A 20930-nucleotide genomic window follows, 5' to 3' on the forward strand; every position below is an offset into this window, starting at 1 on the left:
TTTCGTGGGAGTCGAGCCAGTTTTTTTGCTGGTCTGATGCGTCACATCTGTTGTGTTGTTGTGTGTCATGCTCTGTTTGTGTTCCTGCTGGTCTTTCATGCCTGATGGCGTTTGGTTTGACGTTGCTGTCATGCAGGTGCGCGGTTTGCGTCTCCTCGCTCCGCAGTCATAACCCTTTGTTATGTTTGTTTCGGGCAGCGATGCTACCCTTTCTCGTCTGTGCTGGCAAAAAAACGTCAGCGGCGGACAAACGCGTGAAAGTATGGCATGTGGAAAGGGCGTGTGGGAACCGGACGAAAGGCTGATAGGCGTTATCTGAAAAAATCCCCTTCTGGCGCATGGTTATGCCAAAAGGGGACGTTGATTAACCGCTGCGGTTTTAACCGTGACAGTTTTAACGGCGATAGTTTTTCTGCGTCGAGTTGACCTTGTAGAGATAGCGCCGCGATTCGGCTGACGGGTGCTTGGTGGTCAATGTATCGTAGACTTCACTCGGCGACATTTGGTTGATCAGGCTAACGGCCCTGTCCTTGTCGCTGGAGAATACGCGCAGCACGCTGCCCGCACCACCGTTATACGCCGTAATAACAGCATAGCGACGTGAGGTAGGGTTCTCGATACCACCCAGATAGGTGTTTTTCAGAATCGCCAGATATGCCACGCCGGTATCGATGTTATTCTCAGGATCGAACAGGTAGCTACGGCTCGGCTGCCCCCATTTTCCTTTGCTCTTGAACACATCACGTCCGGCGCTGTGCTGCACTACTTGCATCAGTCCTAATGCGTCAGAACGGCTGACCGCGTAAGGGTTGAGGCTGGATTCGGTTTGCATGATTGCCAGAATCAGCGATTCTTCAATGCCATAGCGTTCGGAAGCCTGACGGATCAGCGGCAGATATTTATGCGCACGTTTGTCCATATGGTTTGGCACCAGTTGGAAAGTGACAGACCGGATCACATGCAGTTCGGAGGTCCGTTTCTGCAAGCGGTTTTGCAGCAGATAATCGGCAAAGCTGGCGGCGCGCCCTTCCCAGCGAATGGGGTGTCCGGTGTTGTCTAACACCTGGCCGTACAGCATTGGTTCACGGCTGATTTGAATGTCATTGGCGTCAGAGTAGAGGTCCGTATTGCTGGCGTCATCGCCCATCAACAGTGTGGTGATGATGGCCTGGCGTAAACTCGGGACGTAATTGGTCGCTGAAATGGTCTCGATAGTAATCGTACCGGCATCAAAGTTGATGTGACTACGGGTTTGATATTGATCTGTATACTTGACGTAATCTTTCTGGCCGGCAATCAGCACTTCGTTCAGGCCCCAGATATTCTCGATGTTGTGGGCGAACTGCCCCATCAGAATGTCAAAGGCGTTGGTATCCTTGATGAATTCTTCATTATTGAGATCGCCGCGCTTGCCGGAACAGGAGATCAGCAAGGGCGCAACGAGCAACAACGCTAGCAATTTCTTCATAGATGATTCGTTATAAGTATCTTGTTATTAACGGTTCATTAGCAACGCGGTGTCAGCATAAAGAGACGAAAGGGCCACAAGGCCCTGATATCATGCGCTGGGAGGGGTATAGCCTTCGATGTGGACCTCTTTACCCTCGAACAGGAACTTAATCATCTCTTGTTCCAGAAGTTTGCAGTGCTCCACGTTCATCATATTGAGCTTTTTCTCGTTGATCAGCATGGTTTGCTTGGTCTGCCATTGCGCCCACGCCTCTTTCGAAATTTCCTGATAGATGCGTTTGCCCAATTCTCCCGGATAAAGCTGAAAATCCTGCCCTTCGGCTTCACGTTGTAAAAAAGTACAAAAAATAGTTCTGCTCATGCTGATTCCTCTTGGATAACGCGTGCTGGTCAGATCAAACTGCCGCCGGAGTGTAGCGTTAACATACGTAATAGTCGTTCCACCGGTGCAGTCAGCCCAACGGCGGGCGGTTGCGCCAAGTTATACCAGAGACCAGTCTTTTCCTCCATGCAAGCATGGTGCAAAGCGTGAGGAATGTCAGTGGGTAATGCGAGCCAGAGCGGAACAATATCCAGATGGAAATGGCTAAGGGTGTGGCGAAACGACACCAATTGCTGCACATCTGTGATTTTCAGACCGCGTTGTTGCAGCCAAGGTTCCACATCATCATGGGTGTTGAATTGTTGTGGAAAGCAAAACAATCCTCCCCATAACCCGGTCGCAGGCCGCTGTTGCAGCCATACGTCATTACCTCGTTGCAGTAATAGAAACCAGGCGCTTTTTTCCGGTAACGTCTGCTTCGGTTTTTTACCCGGCCAGCCGGCTACCGCGTAGCAGCGTGCCAGCACGCGTTTTACATTCCCATCAAGAATCGGGTGATGCTGACCGAGAGAAAGGGACAGCACTGCGCCCGCGGTAAAACGCCCGACACCCGGTAGCGCGCAAACGGCGTCCAATGTGGTAGGAAACTCTCCGCCATGTTGCTCCACGATGCTTTGCGCGGCTTTGTGCAGGTTGCGTGCACGCGCGTAATAACCCAGCCCGGTCCACAGGTGCAGCACCTCATCCAAGGGGGCGGCGGCAAGGGTGCATACATCGGGAAAGCGTGCAATAAAACGTTGAAAATAGGGGATGACCGTGGTGACCTGCGTCTGTTGTAACATGATCTCGGAGAGCCATACGGTATAAGGAGTTTTCTCTTGTTGCCACGGCAGCGTCTTGCGGCCATAGCGCTCATACCATGCCAACACCTGCTGCGCGAACGGCTGCGCTTGCATCATAAAAAAGCCACTCTCTTACCGGGTGAAAAGTCTGACAGCGATTCCAGCACAGATTGAATGTGCTGTAAACCGGAACTTTCCGAGGTATCCCCCTTGCTAAACCGCGGTATCCTTGCATAATGCGCCTTTCTTTGGGCGAATTTGAACAGGCCATCGGCACACGTTTTTTTATGATCAATAACGTCATTTCACCGGAGTTTGATGAGGATGGGCGTCCGCTGCGCCGTATTCGCAGTTTTGTGCGCCGTCAGGGGCGTTTAACCAATGGACAGCAGCAGGCGCTGGATAACTACTGGCCCGTGATGGGGGTAGAGTATCAGGCACAGGCGCTCGATTTTACCGCGCTTTTCGGTCGCGAAGCGCCGACGGTATTGGAAATCGGGTTTGGCATGGGGGCGTCGCTGGTCACCATGGCAGAGCAACACCCTGAGCAAAATTTTTTAGGGATTGAGGTTCATCTTCCCGGCGTCGGTGCCTGCCTGGCAGCGGCGCAGGACGCTAATCTGAGCAATCTGCGCGTGATGTGTCATGACGCGGTAGAAGTGCTGGAGCAGATGATTCCCGACGGGTCGCTGGCCATGGTGCAGCTCTTTTTCCCTGATCCTTGGCATAAAGCGCGCCATAATAAACGTCGTATTGTACAAAAAGCCTTTGCGGAGCGGGTGCTGCGCAAGCTGGCTAAGGGTGGTGTGTTTCATATGGCGACAGACTGGGAGCCTTATGCGGAACATATGCTTGAGGTCATGCGCGATGTGGCGGGATACCGTAATCTCTCTGCCACACAGGACTACGTTCCTCGCCCATCGTCTCGCCCGTTAACCAAGTTCGAAGCGCGCGGCCAGCGGTTAGGCCACGGAGTGTGGGATCTTATGTTTGAGAGGATAGAATAATGGCACAACAACGCAGTCGTCGTTTGCGCAAAAAAGTTACACATTGATGAGTTTCAGGAACTGGGCTTTTCGGTAAGCTGGCGTTTCGCTGAGGGCACGCCGGTCGATACCATCGATGCCACTCTGGATAAGTTTGTTGACGATGTGATTGATCCGGCTGGCCTGGCATTTGAAGGCAGCGGTTATCTGCATTGGGAAGGGTTAATCTGCTTGCAGAAGACCGGCCATTGTACCGATGCGCACCGTGAGCAGGTCGTTGCCTGGCTGAAAGCCCAACAGTTGCAGGAGTTTAAAGTTAGCGAACTGTTCGATATCTGGTGGGACCTGCCGGAAAATCTGCTCTCCTGATTCTGTTTTTATAGGAAGACGACATGTTGCGATCGGTAATGCTCTCTCTGCTGGCTTTGTTGTCCTGGCAGGCACAGGCGCCGTATCAATGTGAAGTGAATCCGCAGAATGACATCTTCATTACACCGCAACAGGTGCAGGTGGTTGGCGCAAGTGGCAATCTGGTGATTTCGCCGCAGGGCGACGTCACCCGCAACCAGACGGCAGTAACGCTTACTGCGGCACAACGTCAGCAGGCGAAAGCGTATCAAGCGGATTTGCGTCAGCAACTGCCGTGGATTGAGCAGGGTGCACTGGCGCATCTGGAAAAAGCGAGCGTGGCGCTGAATGGTGTCATTGCTAAGGAACTGGGAAGTGACAGCAATGTGCGTGCCCGTCTGACCACGTTGGATACCCAACTCAAGCAGCAGATGGCGCGCATTCTCGAGCCGCGCAGCGATGGCATTGCGTTTCATCACCAGGCCGTCAAACAGGTGGAGCAGGATGGCCGCCAGTTGGTGCAGCAGGCCCTTGGCGGCGTGTTGCAAGACAGCCTGAACGAGATGGGTGTAAAGCAGCTTTCCAGCGGCGGCAATCCGTTGCAGGCGATGATGGGTAACCTTGGCAACCTGCAACAAGCGATTCAAACTGAGTGGAACAGCCAGGAACTCACGTTCCAGCGCTTTGGCAAGGATGTATGCCAGCGAGTCATTTCACTGGAAAACCAGCGTAAGCAGTTGCTTAAATCCCTGCCGTAATCGTACCTACAGCGCCACTCTGATGAAAACAAGTATTTCGTCAGAGTGGCTTTTTTATGCCCCCGCTTTATCCTAGGAACTTGGCAAGGCGTATAGCCGATTTATGAAAGCTAGTTATGGTTATACATATATCATTCTTTTACTTGATTCTATTTCTCTCATGCCGTTGTAAAAATAAAGAAGAATAAATGTGAAGTAGTAAGTGGATGACCTTTAAGGGGCATTTACGTTTACAGCTTCTCACTTTTGCCTATGCAATACGAAGCGTGATGGATGTATATTATTTAACAAAGGACTTAACATGACCTTCACCGAACTGTTGCAGACAATTTCTGCCGATATGCATGTAGATATTAATAAAGCCGTTGATAGCGGAGGTTGTGCTATCCGCTTTGAGAATAATGTTGAACTGAATATTGAATATCATAATGACGAGGCCTATCTTTTTTCACCCGTCATGCGTACGGCAGATATTCTCTCCGATGATTTTTTCGCATCGCTGTTACAAATCCATTTGTTTGGGGTCGCAACCGAGCGTTGCTGGTTTGGTTTTGATGCCAGCGGTAATCAGGTCATTCTGTTTCATCTGCTCACGTTGGATAATATGGATGCCGAGATCGCGATAAAACGTATCGACACACTCATTACACAAGTTCAGTACTGGCAAGAGCATCTGCCCAAGATTGTCAATCGAGCTTCACGACCTACAATGGCGCAAACCAATATCAGCAGAAACAGGTATCAACGTACACGATGAAGATTTCCGATGGCGTGAAACTGGCTGCCCGTACGCTAACCTATAAAGCGATGGACAGCAGTAAAGTCGTTAATACGCTGGTTAACCGCATCACTTTTGGCTCGGTCACCCGCGATACATTGGCGAAGAATATCCTACCCGGTACGGTTAACCTTGCACAGCAATACGCGTGTGAACAAAAATTGCTGGGTTAGCTAAGCGCTGAAATTGTCAGCCTTGGCAGAAGCGTATTGTTTGATAATACGATGGCGCAGGTAAAAGAGGGAGCTGGTCCCTCGGTCTCTTTGCTGATGGAATACAATGGTAATAATTCGTGTTCCACCTTCCTGGCGAGTAAAATTGCCTGGCGTTTCCTACCTGATATGTTACAAGACCATGCGCTGGAGCGCATTTCATGCGTTTGGTCAAAGCAGGAATCAGGCTCACAGGTGATGAAACTGGCAATAGAAAATGCCCTCACCGGTGTTTATGGTGGAAAGATGATTGCTGCGACATTTATGTCGGTATTGAAACGCACAATTCTGGATAATGCAGAATATCAAAGTAATACGGCATTGCACCGTATTGCGGCAAAAGAGTTACAGCGGCATTATACACAAAGTAAAGAAGTCGTCCCGGAAATTTCATTGTGTTCAGTAATTTCATCCGTAACCGCAGAAACCTACAGCCATGTTTCATCCCTGTGCTTGCAATCAGAAGTGATGCGGAATGTTTTGCAATTGCCTGCCAAAATAAAAGAAGTATTCAATGAATTCAGCACATGGTTACCAACGGGTGGGGCCAATGGAGACAAAAAAACAGTCTCCGATCTTGTTGAACTCGCCATCGTTGCCCATAAAACACAACAGTCTGAACAGGTTGATGAGATGTTCAAGATGATTGCCGAACTGCCTAAAGAGGTTCGTAGCGAATTCCAAAATAAATATGAGCAACTAAAACCATTATTAGAAAAGATGCCGTTGTCTACCATCGCCATTGGTCAAAACTGGCTTAATGAACTTGAATCCGTTTCTTTCGAACATCATGGTAACTATGCTATTTCCCCTGAACTGACGGATTTTATGAAAAATGGCTTCTCTTTGCCAGTGAAACACCCTGAGGAGGCCGGGGCTTATTTCACTGGCGGGTCGTTTATCAATGAATTGCGGCAGGGAATGGCTCTCCATATCGATAATAGCCATAAAAGCTATGGTCAAAGAGCTGTTGATGTGGGGGCAATCTGTTTTCCATTATCAAAGACATGTTCGCGTTACCTGAGGGTCTGTCTGAAGGGCAAAAGCGCCAAGTCGGACAGCTTTCTGACATGGTCAATCACCATCCTATGAGCCTGCTGGCGTTGACACACCATATTGCACCCAAAAATGTTCTGAATAACATAGGTAATAAGGTGCTTAATGAGCTCAATCACCAGTCTGACAATGTGATTTTTACCGATAATCGATGGATGAAACTGGGGCCGCCACAGACAAAGGTTACCGTGAGCAAGGGCAACGGCGTTGATGTTGCAACCCAGATAATCTGGCCGGTGGAGCAACTGGGTTCGTCGCGGGATGACATGCAGCCCTTATCGGGCGGTTCAAGCACGGTGTCCACCACGGTTAACAGTCATCTGGTGTTCAATGAGAACGGCTTGAAAAACAAGAGCGTGACCATTTCAGACATCAATGTCGATTTGACTGAAAAATTAACCTTTAGCCAACCGCTGGAAACCTATACCGCTAGCGCGTCGAAATGGCTGAATAGTGATCCGCAGCGTGGCTGCTTGTTTCCTCTGCTTGGCGGTGCTTCGAGCTGCTAGTTAAAAAAAGGCCCAGTAGTGGGCCTTAACAGTGAAATAGTCTCGATATTAAGGTGCCGGGATGGCGAAACGGCGATGAATCTCTTCCAACTCAGCCAGCACTTCGGCATTCAATTGCACCTCCAGGCTGGCAAGGTTGGTATCGAGTTGTTCAAGCGTGGTTGCTCCCAGTATGGTACTGGCGACAAACGGTTGCTGACGAACAAACGCCAACGCCATTTGTGCCGGGTCCAGCCCGTGACGTTGAGCCAGAGCTACGTACTCGGCAATGGCTTGCTGGGTGCGCGGAGCGCTGTAGGCTGAACAGCGTATTGCGCGCCCCGGCAGGCTGCGCACCATTCAGATATTTCCCGGTTAACGTACCAAAGGCGAGGGGCGAATAGGCCAACAGCTCAACCCCTTCGTGATGGCTGATTTCAGCCAAACCCACTTCGAAGCTGCGATTGAGCAGGCTGTACGGGTTCTGGATGGAAACGATACGCGGCAAATTATGTTTTTCGGCCAGTTGCAGATAGCGCATTACGCCCCAGGGGGTTTCATTTGATACTCCGATATAGAGGATTTTTCCGGCGCGCACCCGCTCTTCAAGGGCTTCCTGCGTTTCTAGCAGCGTCACCGCTGCTTTGTCATTGGTGTATTGATAGTTCAATTTGCCAAAGCAGTTGGTTTGTCTCTGCGGCCAGTGCACTTGATAAAGGTCGAGGTAGTCGGTATTCAGGCGAGTGAGGCTAGCGTCCAGCGCGGCACGGATATTTTTACGATCCAATACCTGTTGCGGACGGATACCGACGTCGCCGCCACGGCTTGGCCCGGCGACTTTACTTGCCAAAATCAGTTTTTCTCTGCCGCCACGCGAGGCTAGCTATGAGCCAATATAGCGTTCCGTTAGCCCCTGTGTTTCCGGTCGCGGTGGCACAGGATACATTTCTGCGGTGTCAATCAGGTTAACGCCAGCTGCCACTGCGCGATCGAGCTGCGCGTGCGCCTCCGCTTCACTGTTTTGTTCACCAAACGTCATGGTGCCCAGACTGAGCACGCTGAATTCTAAAGCACTATGGGGGAATATGGTGATAGAGCATTGCCAGCTTCCTTAATGTCTGAAAATCCCGACGTCCTAATCCCTTACGTAAAGTGAAAAACCAGCGCCTGTTTCTAACTATAACCAAGTAATGCTATGGGGGGAAGCACCTTTAATGGCGTCATGGTGTGAAAAAAAACAAAAAAGCCAGGCAAGGCCTGCCGTTAACGCTGAACAATCTGGGAAACAACTTCATTATTGATCTGTCGCCACTGCTCATCTTCATCAAGATAACTGAGTAGGCCAGTATCTTTATCCAACGCCGGCTTGTTTTTGGTCAGCAACATCTGACCTTATTTGGTGGCAATCACATAGTTGCTGCTACACCCACTTAGAAACATGGCAAAAAAGCATAACGCGATGACTTTGTGTCGAATCGTCATCAGGTAATCCACTCGAATAGTAAAACAACGGACAATGGCTCTCTTTAGAACCTAATCTCTATCAAAAAACATGAATATACAAGATGAGTCTAGCAAAGCGTGAAAAAGAAGAATGTAGGAATAATGGAAATAATCAGTGATTCACCCGTAAAGGGGAGAGCGGGCAGCCAATGCTACCCGCTGCGGGGCTACTCTGCGTTTGTCGCTTTTTTACTGCGCATCAGATTCAGCGCTTCAACCGACATTGAGAAGAACATAGCGAAATAGATATAACCTTTGGGAACGTGGACATCGACGCTTTCCAGAATCAGCGTAAACCAGACCAGAATCAGGAAAGAGAGTGCCAGAATTTTCACCGATGGGTGGCGATCGACAAACTCACCGATGGCGCGGGCTGAAAACGTCATCACCCCTACGGCAATCACCACGGCGGCCATCATGATAAACAGATGGTCGGAAAGGCCGACGGCGGTAATGACGGAGTCAAGGCTGAAGATGATGTCCAACAACATGATATGCACAATCGCTCCGAAAAAGGAATGCACCTGGCTGGCATGTGCCTCTGAACCGCCTTCGATAGTCTCATGAACTTCGCGACTGGATTTCCAGATCAGGAACAAGCCGCCGAAAAACAGGATCAGATCGCGCACTGATATTTCATTATCCATCAGCGTAAACAGCGGGTTGGTCAGGCGAATCACCCAGGCGATAGAGGCGAGCAGGCCAAGGCGCATCAACATGGCCCCCAGAAGGCCAATACGGCGCGCTTTGTTTTGCTGAGCTTTGGGTAACTTGGCGACAACCAGAGAAAGTAAGATGATGTTGTCGATACCTAGTACGATCTCCAAAATGGTCAGCGTGCCGAGCGCCAGTCATGCATTCGGATCAACAATCCAATCAAATGCTATATCAATCACACATAAACGAAATTTAAACGTAGATTATACGCTTCGCTTTCGGCTTTCTGGCAAGAAAAAACGATACGCATTATCTGTACCGTTTAAAGATGGAAGTGACGGGCTAGCATTGGGCCGGTAAAGGTTTTCTTTAAATAGAAACCGCGAGGTAGCGTCATGATGGGCTGACCAAACTCGCCGATCGCTTGTGTCATCGCCTTGTTGTTGACTCCTTTGGGGCGTAATTGTAATACCTCGCCGTGACGCGCGGTGATGCTCTCCACTTTGCCGAGCACAATCAGGTCCATCAGCTCTTCCCAATCCCTACGCAGCAGATCTTCCTCCTCGGGAGAGGGGCTCCAGATAAGCGGCGTGCCGATGTGCCGTTCGCCAAGCGGAATGTCACGCGACCCTTCTACCGGGATCCACAGCACTCGAGCCAACTTATGCCGCACATGGCTGCTTTCCCATGTCACACCGCTGTTGCCGGTCAGCGGAGCCACCGACACGAAGGTGGTTTCAAGCGGCCTGCCCCGGTCATCAATCGGAATAGTTTTTAGCTCCACGCCAATTTCCGGAAAATCCTGTTCTGGTTTGCTGCCAGCACTGGCACCGAGAAAGCGCTCAAGCAATACACCGATCCACCCTTTGTCGCGTTTAAGGTTGGCTGGCAGCGGCAGATTGGCTTGTACAGCAAGTTCTGCCAGCGTATAGCCGGCAAGCGCTTGTGCGAGCTCAAGTAGCGCATGTTCATCGGCGGGTGGTGTTGCAATCGGGTTGGGCATATTCACCTATGAAACAGAACGTCAGGCTGACTGAAAAAATACAGCATCCATCAGGTTTTTCAACAGGGCGCTGCCGTGCCGAAAGGAAAACAATAATAGCATGATTCATAGCATATTTTGTTTATCCCGCCAATGTATCACGTCGGTTTTATCGTTGTTCAGGGATAGACACCGACAATAAACAGGATCTTACACCAGGTTATCCACAGATTTTTGGGATAACCGGGATAAGTCATCACTACTGGTTTGATTTACAGCCTTGACGTCACGAGTTTTTGCGATTCTTGCGCTGCGTCTGTGGATAAAACCGTCGTGGAGCAATCTTTCACCACTCTGCCGGACAGTGGTTTATTTGCAGTGAATATGTCGTGGGTTAAATCGGTATTTTTTTGAAAATAAAGGAAGAATTTTGAGGTTTTGCGCTGCGGTTTTAACGACAGAGAAAATGTTTTCCGCATGCTTTCATTTGGTTCTGCACAGTGATATCCACAAAAATAGTGAATAAAAGCGCTATGCCTGACGCATGCTGTTTATAACTCTTCCCCTTTCTGTGGGTTAGCCGCAGGTTATTCGTAGAATCAATGCTGTTAAGCAAGAGTTTACCGGGTGACGGGAGTGTGAAACAATCAGGTCATCTTTGCATTGAAAGTTTTCGAGGTAGTCCGGTGATCGATGATGATGGCTACCGCCCTAACGTTGGTATTGTAATCTGCAATCGGCTTGGTGAAGTGCTCTGGGCGCGCCGTTATGGTCAGCACTCCTGGCAGTTCCCGCAAGGGGGCATCAACCCGGGGGAAAGCCCTGAACAGGCCATGTATCGCGAACTGTTTGAAGAGGTGGGACTCAGGAAAAAGGATGTCCGTATTCTGGCTTCAAACCGTAGCTGGTTACGTTACAAATTACCAAAACGTTTGGTGCGTTGGGATACAAAACCGGTTTGTATCGGTCAAAAGCAGAAGTGGTTTCTGCTACAGTTAATATGCAACGAATCTGATATTAATATGCAAAGCAGTGGCACGCCGGAGTTCGATGGCTGGCGCTGGGTGAGTTACTGGTATCCTGTGCGTCAGGTGGTGTCGTTTAAACGCGACGTTTACCGTCGGGTGATGAAAGAATTTATCAGCCCGGTTATACAACTGCAAGAGAACGCCGCGGCGAGGGCGCCTTCGGTGCCTCGGCGCAAAAGAGGATAAGTCGCGCTCATCATGCTCACGCGTTTGCGAGAAATCGTTGAGAAAGTGGCGGCGGCATCGCGCTTAAATGATGCTCTGGATCTGTTGGTCAATGAGACCTGCCAGGCGATGGATACGGAAGTCTGTTCTATCTATCTATCTGGCCGATCATGATCGCCAATGTTACTACCTGATGGCGACACGCGGTTTGAAAAAGCCGCGTGGTCGTCTTATCACGTTGGCCTTTGGTCAAGGGATTGTCGGTTTGGTAGGCCAGCGTGCTGAACCCATCAACTTGGCCGATGCGCAAGCCCACCCCAGTTTTAAATTTATCCCTTCCGTTAAAGAACAGCACTTTCGTTCTTTCCTTGGTGTGCCCATCATTCATCGTCGACAACTGCTCGGCGTGCTGGTGGTACAACAGCGCGAACACCGCGCAGTTTGCCGTGCTTCAGGATGCCTATTTGCGTGAACGCGCTGGGGATTTCCGCGCGTTTGGTCAGCGTCTATTGTTCCACCTTGACGACAGTGTGACGAGTAGCGATCGCTGGCCGCCACATTTTATTCTAGTGGCCGATGAGTTGACGGCAACGCTTCTGGCGGATGTGCCGCAAGCCCGACTGGCCGGTGTGGTCGTGCACGATGGGGCCGCCAACTCTCATGCTGCAATTATGGTGCGGGCGATGGGGATCCCCACCCTGATGGGTGCGGATATTCAGCCGGAGTTATTGCACCAGCGTACCCTGATACTCGATGGCTATCGGGGCGAACTGCTGGTGGATCCCGAACCGATGCTGTTACAAGAATATCAGCGCCTGTTGAGTGAAGATAATGCGCTGACGCGTCTGGCCGAAGACGATATGCAGCGGCCTTCGGTGCTGAAAAGTGGTGAGCGCATGCAGGTGATGCTCAACGCCGGGCTCAGTGCTGAACATGAGCAGCGTTTTATCAATCTGGTTGACGGCGTCGGGCTGTACCGCACCGAAGTGCCTTTTATGCTACAGAACGGCTTTCCGTCTGAAGATGAACAGATGGCGCAGTACCAGGGCATGTTGCAGCTTTACCCCTCACGCCCGGTGGTGTTGCGCACGTTGGATATCGGTGCAGACAAACAGCTTCCCTATTTGCCGATCAGTGAAGAGAACCCCTGTTTGGGGTGGCGTGGTATTCGCGTCACACTCGATCAACCGGAGATCTTCTTGATCCAGGTGCGGGCGATGTTGCGCGCCAATGCTGAAACCGGCAACCTGCGCATTTTATTGCCAATGATCAGCAGCTTGGACGAGGTGGACGAAGCGTGCCGGCTTATCGCACAGGCTGCCGCTGAGGTACGGGAACTGGTGGGGCATGCTTTGCCGGAACCGCGTATCGGCGTGATGATCGAAGTCCCATCTATGCTGTTTTTGCTGCCGCACCTGGCCTCTCGTATCGATTTTGTTTCGGTAGGCACTAACGATCTGACCCAATATTTGCTGGCCGTAGATCGCAATAACCCGCATGTGGCATCACTCTATGACAGCCTGCATCCGTCCATGTTGCAGGCGCTGGCAGGTATCGCTCGCGAATGCCAAGGTCTTGATCTTGAAGTCTCTGTCTGTGGCGAAATGGCCGGTGAGGCCATGGGATCGCTGGTATTGACCGGGTTGGGCTATCGCACATTCAGTATGAACGGTCGTAGCGTCGCGCGGGTAAAATACCTACTGCGTCAATTGGTGATGACTGAGGTGCAAGCGCTGACCCAACGTCTTTTGGCGGCGCGTAGCGCCAGCGAAGTGCGCCAATGGATTGCACTTTTCCTCGAAGAACGCGGTTTGGGGGCGCTAGCCCGCGGTGGGCGCTGACAAAGTGTGTCAATGGTAACACATCCTGTTTACATAACTTTTCCTGAGCTTGCACGCTGCGTAGCGGCTGCTCTGTGCTATCATGCGCAACCGACGCCAGTGCGCTAAGGCGTTAATGCTGAGAGGGCGCTGGCAAACAAGGTTTCCCCTTTTACGACTTCCCGTACCGTGGGATAAACAACGTCGTGAGATAAAACAAACAAGCATGTGGTGATCGATGACAACGAGTTACTTGGCGTTTCCTCAATTTGATCCGGTGATTTTCTCCCTTGGACCAGTTTCGCTCTATTGGTATGGGCTGATGTACCTGGTGGGCTTTGTGTTTACCATGTGGCTGGCTGTGCGCCTGGCGAATAAACCGGGCAGCGGCTGGACGAAAGAAGAAGTGGAAAACCTGCTCTACCTCGGGTTCATCGGGGTGTTCGTGGGCGGTCGTCTGGGGTATGTCCTGTTCTATGCTTTCCCCTCGTTCATCAGTAACCCGCTTTACCTGTTCAAAGTGTGGGATGGCGGTATGTCGTTCCACGGTGGTCTAGTTGGTGTGATTTGCGTCATGCTGTGGTTTGCCCGTCGTACCAAGCGCCACTTCTTTCAGGTTGCCGATTTTATCGCTCCGCTGATTCCTTTCGGGCTGGGTGCTGGGCGCTTGGGTAACTTTATCAACGGCGAACTATGGGGCCGCGTCACTACCGATACGCCGTGGGCGATGCTGTTCCCCGGAGCGCGCAGCGAAGATTTTATGCTGGCGGTAACCAATCCGCAATGGCAGGCGATTTTCAATCAATACGGCATGTTGCCGCGCCATCCCTCCCAGCTTTATCAGATGGCGCTGGAAGGTATTGCGCTGTTTATTCTGTTAAATCTGTTTATTCGTAAACCGCGCCCAATGGGCAGCGTTTCCGGCTTGTTTTTGATTGGCTACGGTGTGTTCCGCATTGTCACTGAATTTTTCCGTCAGCCGGACGCTCAGCTTGGACTGTTCGGTAATTTCATCAGCATGGGGCAGATTCTGTCGCTGCAGATGGTGTTTGCCGGTATCCTGATGATGGTCTGGGCCTATCGTCGTAAGGCGTAAAAACAGCAATAACTTGCCGTGAGCGGCGTCCTTGCTGACATCAGCGGGAGGCTGCACGGTGAATTTTTTAATCGCGTAGTGAGGGTGAAATGAAACAGTATCTGGAATTGATGCAGAAAGTGCTTGATGAGGGAACGCCGAAGGGAGACAGAACCGGCACCGGAACCTTATCGATTTTCGGCCACCAGATGCGTTTCAATCTGCAAGACGGTTTTCCGCTGGTGACCACCAAGCGCTGCCATCTGCGCTCAATCATTCACGAGCTGTTGTGGTTCCTCAACGGTGACACCAACATTGGCTATCTGCACGACAATAAAGTTAGCATTTGGGATGAATGGGCCGATGATAATGGCGATCTTGGGCCGGTATACGGTAAGCAGTGGCGCGCATGGGGCGCGGCGGATGGTCGCCAGATTGACCAACTGCAAACCGTGCTGCAGCAGTTGCAGTTAAAGCAGGATCCAAATTCACGCCGTATCATTGTTTCTGCCTGGAACGTGGGTGAGTTAGATCAAATGGCGTTGGCGCCGTGCCATGAGTTTTTCCAGTTCTACGTGGCGGATGGCAAACTTTCCTGCCAGCTTTACCAGCGCTCGTGTGATGTGTTCCTCGGTCTGCCGTTCAATATTGCCAGTTATGCACTGCTGGTGCATATGATGGCGCAGCAGTGCGACCTTGAAGTCGGCGACTTTGTCTGGACCGGTGGTGACACCCATCTGTACAACAACCATATGGAGCAGACGCATTTGCAACTGAGCCGTGAGCCAAAAGCGCTGCCGAAATTGATCATTAAACGCCGTCCTGCCTCGCTGTTTGACTATCAGTTCGACGATTTCGAAATAGAAGGCTACGATCCGCATCCTGCTATCAAGGCTGCTTCGGCGGCCTTTTTTACAGGTTGTTTTCTCCTATCTTTCTTCAACCCGCATTGTATCTGCGTTGTAACGCCACGCTGCCAGGTCCGTTTTGTTGCGAGCAAGCAGGCATTCCCACTTTTTTTTGCCAGGTAACTGCCCGATTCTGGCTACACTGCCGTCATGGATAAAAGCACCTTTGTTGATGCGGGTTTTAGCCTGCCGGAATTACTGATTGCACTGACGCTTATCGCTTTGTTATCCGCAGGAGGAATACAGGGCTGGACCACCTATCAGCAGGCTGTGCGCCTCGAGCATAAAACGCAGTTGGTGATGTTATTTCTGCAACGCGTGCAGGCCAATGCCTATTGGTATAACGACACGCGCACCGTGAGTGTAATACATGCCGGTGAGGTGTGGTGTTTACGAGAAGGAACAGGGGCGTCGTTGAGCTGTTATGGGGGCATCGGCAGGCGTTTATTGCCCTCTGCACGCGATGTACGCATTGCCGCAATGGCACGTCCGACGGTTACCTTTTGTGGTCTGCGCAATACGGTGCAGGCAGGACACCTGGTGTTAGAGAATGGTGCCGGTCGTCTACGTATCGTGATATCGATCTGGGGGAGGATACGGTTATGCAGCGATACACAGCCAGTATTGGGCATTCCGTGTTGCTAAGCCGCAGAATCGGTGGGTTTAGCCTGATGAAGGTGCTGCTGGCAATGTTGGTTGGCAGTGTGATGGTTATCGTCTCCATGAAGATTTACCCTACGCTGCGTAGGCATAGTCAGAATACGCTACGCCATTTCTGGTTAGAGCAGCGTATTCATCAGGCACTGTTTGCTTTGGAAAAAGATCTGCGCCGCGCGGGTTTTGGCGCCAGTCGCTGTCACGGCAATGTTGTAACCTTGGGGCAATTCCCCGGTGAAGCGGCGAACAGTTGCGCTATCGTCGCCTATGATTTTAACCGACGCGGCGGTGCGCCGCAGAACCGGGAAACGTTTGGATACCGGTTGCGCGCGGGGGCGTGGGAAACGCAAGTCGGCATCGCTGATTGTAGGGGCAGTGGATGGGAGCGGCGGCTTGATCCGCAGGAAGTGACGGTAACGCGATTTGAAGTGATCGTATGGCGTAATGTGACCGGACTGACGCTCTATGAAGTACACCTGGCGGGACACTAGTTTCGTCGCCCTGATATTGCACGTCATACGGTGCTCTGGATTGCAGGGCGTAATGCATGAAACGTTGTTGCCAGCAGGGCAACAGTGCACTCTTGATGGTGATGTTGCTGTCAGCCGTGGGGCTGCTGTTAATGACGGTGATGCAACGGCAGTTGGACAGCGCTCTCTATGTTACCCATGATGAGCGCCGCTATTGGCAAACGTTGGTGTTGGCCGAATCATCGCTACAATGGGGCATTGGGCAGGTATGGCTTATGGGCAGTCGTAGCGGTGAACAATGCCTCAACTCTGTAACAGAAGGGCTGCGAGTCTGTTTACGACAGGTTCCTGGTGAATACTATATGTTGCTGCGCGGTGAGGGGCATCTTTCCCGCTCTTCATCGGTGATGGTGCTCTATCAGCGCGTGGTACCCATTGAGCCTGATGGTGATACCAGCCCGTTGAAGCCCATCGCGGGGGGCTGGTTGGATTTTTGCCCCGAAAGGCAGGAGGCCATTTGTGGCGGATAGTCTGAGAATCCATTCTGGAGGATGTCGACAACGACAACGTCAACAAGGAGGTGGGTTGGCGGAAACCGCCATCGCCGCGCTGTTTTTTGCCATATCGGTGTTAGGATTACTGCAATATCATCAGCGGTTGCAGCAAGCCTTTGTACATCAATGGCAGCAACGGCAAGCATGGCATCTGGCATATCAGCAGCTTGCCATTTATGCTGCCGGTCGGGGAGGGGAGGCATCGGCGTTGCTTGAACACAACCTTCCTCCAGGATGGCAGTTACATTTGACGGAGCAGTTCCAGACGGCAGCGTGTTTGTGCGTCTCCTCGACGGTGGCAACGCCACAGCATTATCAGGCATGCTTGTACCGTTGGTTTTGTTTTACTGATACGAATCGGCGAACCGTGCCTGAGGGCAATTGACGGTAAGCGGGATTTGCGGGCACCGAAACGGGAATCATCATGTTCAGGGTTTATCACTCAAATCAGTTAGATATTTTGAAAACGCTGATGGTGACGCTGATAGCGCGCCAACCGTTACAGGACCCTTTTCAGCCTGAAACGATCCTGGTTCAAAGCCCTGGTATGGCGCAATGGTTACAGATTGAACTTGCTACTCACTTTGGTATTGCTGCCAATCTGCATTTTCCTTTGCCCGGCGTTTTTCTGTGGGACATGTGTCGGCGCGTGTTGCCGGATATCCCGGCGGAAAACACCTTCAGCAAGGAAGCGATGACCTGGAAGTTAATGCATATTCTGCCTCAGCAGCAGGATAACCCATCATTCTTGCCGTTGAGTCACTACTTGCAAGACGACGCCGATAAACGCAAGCGGCATCAACTGGCAGGGCGGGTTGCGGATCTGTTCGATCAATACCTGATTTATCGGCCTGAGTGGATCAAACAGTGGCAAGCCGGTGCGCTGGTGGACGGATTGGGGGATGCGCAGGTGTGGCAAGCCGAACTGTGGCGTGCGCTTTTGCAATACAGCGCGCAACTTGAACAGAAAGAGTGGCACCACGCTCGTCTTTATCAGAGCTTTATCGAGACGTTGGAGCAGGCCACTAATTGTCCACAAGGGTTACCGCCGCGCGTTTTTATCTGCGGTATTTCAGCGCTACCGCCGGTATATTTGCACGCGCTGCGTGCATTGGCAAAGCATATTGATGTGCATCTGCTGTTTACTAACCCATGCCGGGATTACTGGAGTGATATTCAGGATCGCCATTTCTTGGCGAAGCTGAAAAGTCGTCAGCGTCGCTTGCACAGCAACAGCGCGGAGGAGCAATACCGTCCGCTGTTTCGCGATCCCGCCAATATCGATGGGTTATTCAACGATGAGGGGGAACAGCGCATTGTCAATCCGCTGCTGGCAAGCTGGGGAAAACTGGGGCGTGACCATCTCTATCAGTTGGCGCAGATCGAAGAGGTCGATGATACTGAAGCCTTTGTCGAACTTGATGGTACAACGCTATTGCAACAAGTGCAGCGCGATATTCTGGAGCTTGAAGACGGCAGAGTGACTGCCGATAGCGCACAAGCGCAGGCCAGCAGTGAGCGCAAGCGCCTGCTTACGCCGCAGGATGCTTCTCTCACCTTTCACGCCTGCCACAGTCCGCAGCGTGAGGTTGAAGTATTGCACGACCAACTGCTGGCGATGATGGCGGAGGATGAAACACTCACGCCGCATGATGTTATTGTTATGATGGCGGACATTGATAGTTATACGCCTTTCATTCAGGCGGTGTTTGGTAATGCGCCGACAGCGCGCTATTTGCCTTTTGCTATCTCTGACCAGCGAGCCCGCCACGCTCATTCGGTTCTGCCGGTGTTTCTCAGCCTGCTGGAATTGCCACACAGTCGTTTTACCGCCGAGCAGGTGCTTTCACTGCTTGAAGTCCCGGCGCTTTCTGCCCGTTTTGGTATCGATGAAGAAGGGCTTCGCCGTTTGCGGCTGTGGGTGATGGAATCTGGCGTGCGCTGGGGGCTTGATGATGACAACGTGCGCGATCTTTATTTGCCGGTTACCGGCCAGCACACCTGGCGCTTTGGCCTGACACGCATGCTGTTGGGCTATGCGATGAACAGCTGCGCGGGGGCCTGGCAGGGCGTGTTACCCTACGATGAATCGAGTGGGTTGATTGCCCAACTGGTGGGGCAACTGGCGGAGTTGTTGGCGCAACTCACTCAATGGCGTCAGCGTTTACGGGTAGCGTGCACGCCAGCAGAATGGTTACCGTTATGTCGGCAATTGTTGGATGATCTCTTTATTGCGGATAGCGACAGCGATGCTGCGCTGTCTCTGATTGAGCAGCAGTGGCAGGCGATGCTGGGAGCGGCAGTCGCCAATGCGTTTGAGGAAACGATCCAGGTGGCGCTGCTGCATGACGACTTGGCCCAGCGTCTGGATCGGGAAAAACTGAGCCAGCGCTTTCTCGCCGGTGCCATTAACTTCTGTACGCTGATGCCCATGCGTTCGATTCCCTTCAAAGTGGTCTGCCTGCTGGGGATGAACGACGGTGTTTATCCGCGCACGCTGCCTCGGTTGGGGTTTGACCTGATGGCGCAGAAGGGACAGCGCGGTGACCGCAACCGTCGTGATGATGACCGCTATTTGTTTCTGGAAGCGCTGATCTCGGCGCAACAGCGGCTCTATATCAGTTACGTCGGTCGTGCCATTCAGGACAATACGCAGCGTTATCCCTCTGTGCTGGTGAGCGAACTGATGGAGTATTTGGCGCAAAGCTACCATTTGCCCGGGGATGACGCGCAGGATCTGGATACCAGCGCGGCACGCGTTTGTGCGCATCTGTGTCGCGAACATACCCGTATGCCGTTTGACAAGGATAACTTCCTTGAACACGCTCAGCCGTGCAGCTTCGCCAGCGAATGGCTGGCTGCCGCCGGGCGCACCGGATTGCCGCAGCCGCTGTTTGATACGCCACTGGAGCCTGTCATTTATCCCGAGATTACGCTGGATGCGTTGAAACGTTTTTATCGTCATCCTGTCAAAACCTTTTTCCAGGCGCGTTTGGGCGTGAACTTTGTCGTGCAGAACGATGAACTGCTTGATGAGGAGCCGTTCGCTTTAGATAACCTCAGTCGCTATCAGTTGAATGCGCAATTACTGAATACTCTGATTACGCAGGGGGATGCCGATGAACTGCTTCAGCGCGCCCGCGCGGCGGGCGAGCTTCCCTATGGTGCTTTCGGTGAGTTGTATTGGCAAAAACAGCGCCAGGAGATGCAAGCGCTGGCTGACAGCGTCAGCGCGGAGCGTGATGCGGCGGGAATGACCAGCCTGGAATTGGACATGACCCTAGACGGTGTGCGCCTTAGTGGCTGGGTGATGCAGGTACAGCGCGATGGGCTGTTGCGCTGGCGACCGGCGCGATTAGGGATGAAAGATGGCGTGGCCCTGTGGTTGGATCATCTGGCGTACTGCCTGGCAGGCGGTACGGGAGAGAGCCGCATGTATGGCCGTGAAGAGACGGTCTGGCGCTTTGCGGCGGTTTCTGTGGAGGAGGCACAACGCCAGATGGCGCATATGATTGAAGGATATCAACAAGGCATGAACGCTCCACTATTATTACTGCATCAGAGCGGCGAGGCCTGGCTACAAGCGTGCTACGATGCATCAAGCGGCACGCTGAACGATGCACCTGATGTGGTTCAGAAGGCGTTGAACAAGCTACAACAAAGCTGGGCTGGCAACATGATGTCGCCCGGTGAAGGCGATGATTTCTATTTGCAGCGTATCGTGCCAGAACTGGATGAAGCCCGCATTGAGGCGATTGTTACAGCGGCAAAAACCTGGCTGTTGCCGATCCTGCGCGCCAATCAGGCATAAGCGAACGGATGTAATGGCAGTGAATCAAGAACGACGAGAT

General features: G+C 52.0%; 19 protein-coding genes and 4 pseudogenes. 16 read left to right on the plus strand and 7 right to left on the minus strand.

What is annotated here, in order from left to right; genetic code table 11:
• Positions 1 to 394: 394 nt before the first annotated feature.
• From mltC to JZM30_RS00870, 3 genes are all read right to left on the minus strand, one after another.
• Entirely contained in the window at positions 395 to 1468 is a 1074-nt protein-coding gene (gene mltC / locus JZM30_RS00860) for a membrane-bound lytic murein transglycosylase MltC (RefSeq protein ID WP_252317238.1), read from the minus strand.
• A gap of 90 nt (positions 1469 to 1558) precedes the next feature.
• Positions 1559 to 1831 carry an oxidative damage protection protein gene (locus tag JZM30_RS00865; RefSeq protein WP_252317239.1) on the minus strand — a complete coding sequence of 91 codons (273 nt, stop codon included), beginning with the start codon at positions 1829 to 1831 and terminating at the stop codon, positions 1559 to 1561.
• Between the two features lie 29 nt (positions 1832 to 1860).
• Positions 1861 to 2751: an NUDIX domain-containing protein gene (locus tag JZM30_RS00870; protein ID WP_252317240.1), complete on the minus strand. Its 891-nt coding sequence runs from the start codon at positions 2749 to 2751 to the stop codon at positions 1861 to 1863.
• Between the two features lie 170 nt (positions 2752 to 2921).
• On the opposite strand from JZM30_RS00870, the gene trmB reads away from it, so the two are divergent.
• The 7 genes and pseudogenes from trmB (at position 2922) to JZM30_RS00905 (ending at position 7281) form a co-directional block, all read left to right on the plus strand.
• Positions 2922 to 3641, plus strand: coding sequence for a tRNA (guanosine(46)-N7)-methyltransferase TrmB (gene trmB, locus JZM30_RS00875; RefSeq protein WP_252317955.1), 720 nt, complete (start codon positions 2922 to 2924; stop codon positions 3639 to 3641).
• A pseudogene (locus tag JZM30_RS00880) lies at positions 3641 to 3989 on the plus strand (YggL family protein). The gene trmB and the pseudogene JZM30_RS00880 overlap by 1 nt, the downstream one beginning before the upstream one ends.
• A 23-nt stretch (positions 3990 to 4012) precedes the next feature.
• Positions 4013 to 4726, plus strand: coding sequence for a YggN family protein (locus JZM30_RS00885; protein WP_252317241.1), 714 nt, complete (start codon positions 4013 to 4015; stop codon positions 4724 to 4726).
• Between the two features lie 301 nt (positions 4727 to 5027).
• Entirely contained in the window at positions 5028 to 5483 is a 456-nt protein-coding gene (locus JZM30_RS00890) for a type III secretion system chaperone (protein ID WP_252317242.1), read from the plus strand.
• Positions 5480 to 5677, plus strand: coding sequence for a hypothetical protein (locus tag JZM30_RS00895; protein ID WP_252317243.1), 198 nt, complete (start codon positions 5480 to 5482; stop codon positions 5675 to 5677). The genes JZM30_RS00890 and JZM30_RS00895 overlap by 4 nt, the downstream gene beginning before the upstream one ends.
• Positions 5678 to 5713: 36 nt before the next feature.
• Positions 5714 to 6808 carry a hypothetical protein gene (locus JZM30_RS00900; RefSeq protein WP_252317244.1) on the plus strand — a complete coding sequence of 365 codons (1095 nt, stop codon included), beginning with the start codon at positions 5714 to 5716 and terminating at the stop codon, positions 6806 to 6808.
• The gene (locus JZM30_RS00905) at positions 6787 to 7281 is read left to right on the plus strand and encodes a hypothetical protein (RefSeq protein ID WP_252317245.1); all 495 of its coding nucleotides are present in this window, start codon (positions 6787 to 6789) and stop codon (positions 7279 to 7281) included. The genes JZM30_RS00900 and JZM30_RS00905 overlap by 22 nt, the downstream gene beginning before the upstream one ends.
• A 48-nt stretch (positions 7282 to 7329) precedes the next feature.
• Here JZM30_RS00905 and JZM30_RS00910 read toward each other — a convergent pair.
• The 4 genes and pseudogenes from JZM30_RS00910 to mutH all read right to left on the minus strand — a co-directional run bounded on the left by JZM30_RS00910 (position 7330) and on the right by mutH (position 10423).
• Positions 7330 to 8360: pseudogene (locus JZM30_RS00910) on the minus strand (NADP(H)-dependent aldo-keto reductase).
• A gap of 163 nt (positions 8361 to 8523) precedes the next feature.
• A complete protein-coding gene (locus tag JZM30_RS24530) occupies positions 8524 to 8646 on the minus strand; it encodes a YgdI/YgdR family lipoprotein (RefSeq protein WP_438801452.1) in 123 nt (40 codons plus the stop codon).
• A 284-nt stretch (positions 8647 to 8930) separates the two neighbouring features.
• Positions 8931 to 9614, minus strand: coding sequence for a TerC family protein (locus tag JZM30_RS00920; protein ID WP_252317956.1), 684 nt, complete (start codon positions 9612 to 9614; stop codon positions 8931 to 8933).
• A gap of 128 nt (positions 9615 to 9742) precedes the next feature.
• Positions 9743 to 10423, minus strand: a complete 681-nt coding sequence (mutH, locus tag JZM30_RS00925) for a DNA mismatch repair endonuclease MutH (RefSeq protein WP_252317246.1) — start codon at positions 10421 to 10423, stop codon at positions 9743 to 9745.
• A gap of 665 nt (positions 10424 to 11088) precedes the next feature.
• Between mutH and rppH the strand changes: the two genes are divergently transcribed.
• The 9 genes and pseudogenes from rppH (at position 11089) to recC (ending at position 20890) form a co-directional block, all read left to right on the plus strand.
• Positions 11089 to 11616 carry an RNA pyrophosphohydrolase gene (rppH, locus tag JZM30_RS00930; RefSeq protein WP_252317247.1) on the plus strand — a complete coding sequence of 176 codons (528 nt, stop codon included), beginning with the start codon at positions 11089 to 11091 and terminating at the stop codon, positions 11614 to 11616.
• A gap of 12 nt (positions 11617 to 11628) precedes the next feature.
• A pseudogene (ptsP, locus tag JZM30_RS00935) lies at positions 11629 to 13436 on the plus strand (phosphoenolpyruvate--protein phosphotransferase).
• 217 nt (positions 13437 to 13653) lie between these two features.
• Positions 13654 to 14511, plus strand: a complete 858-nt coding sequence (gene lgt / locus JZM30_RS00940; protein ID WP_252317248.1) for a prolipoprotein diacylglyceryl transferase — start codon at positions 13654 to 13656, stop codon at positions 14509 to 14511.
• 89 nt (positions 14512 to 14600) lie between these two features.
• A pseudogene (thyA, locus tag JZM30_RS00945) lies at positions 14601 to 15395 on the plus strand (thymidylate synthase); the annotation flags it as partial.
• 153 nt (positions 15396 to 15548) lie between these two features.
• Positions 15549 to 16043 (plus strand): prepilin peptidase-dependent protein, encoded by a 495-nt coding sequence (locus tag JZM30_RS00950; RefSeq protein ID WP_252317249.1) that lies wholly within the window; start codon positions 15549 to 15551, stop codon positions 16041 to 16043.
• On the plus strand, positions 16001 to 16546 hold the full coding sequence (locus JZM30_RS00955; protein WP_252317250.1) for a prepilin peptidase-dependent protein: 546 nt from the start codon (positions 16001 to 16003) through the stop codon (positions 16544 to 16546). Before JZM30_RS00950 ends, JZM30_RS00955 begins: the two co-directional genes overlap by 43 nt.
• Positions 16547 to 16602: 56 nt before the next feature.
• The gene (locus JZM30_RS00960; protein ID WP_252317251.1) at positions 16603 to 17055 is read left to right on the plus strand and encodes a YgdB family protein; all 453 of its coding nucleotides are present in this window, start codon (positions 16603 to 16605) and stop codon (positions 17053 to 17055) included.
• Entirely contained in the window at positions 17045 to 17464 is a 420-nt protein-coding gene (locus JZM30_RS00965) for a prepilin-type N-terminal cleavage/methylation domain-containing protein (protein ID WP_252317252.1), read from the plus strand. The genes JZM30_RS00960 and JZM30_RS00965 overlap by 11 nt, the downstream gene beginning before the upstream one ends.
• Before the next feature lie 39 nt (positions 17465 to 17503).
• A complete protein-coding gene (gene recC, locus JZM30_RS00970) occupies positions 17504 to 20890 on the plus strand; it encodes an exodeoxyribonuclease V subunit gamma (protein WP_252317253.1) in 3387 nt (1128 codons plus the stop codon).
• The last annotated feature ends 40 nt before the right edge of the window (positions 20891 to 20930 follow it).

Source organism: Candidatus Symbiopectobacterium endolongispinus, from assembly GCF_018777385.1.
GTDB classification, from domain to species: domain Bacteria; phylum Pseudomonadota; class Gammaproteobacteria; order Enterobacterales; family Enterobacteriaceae; genus Symbiopectobacterium; species Symbiopectobacterium endolongispinus.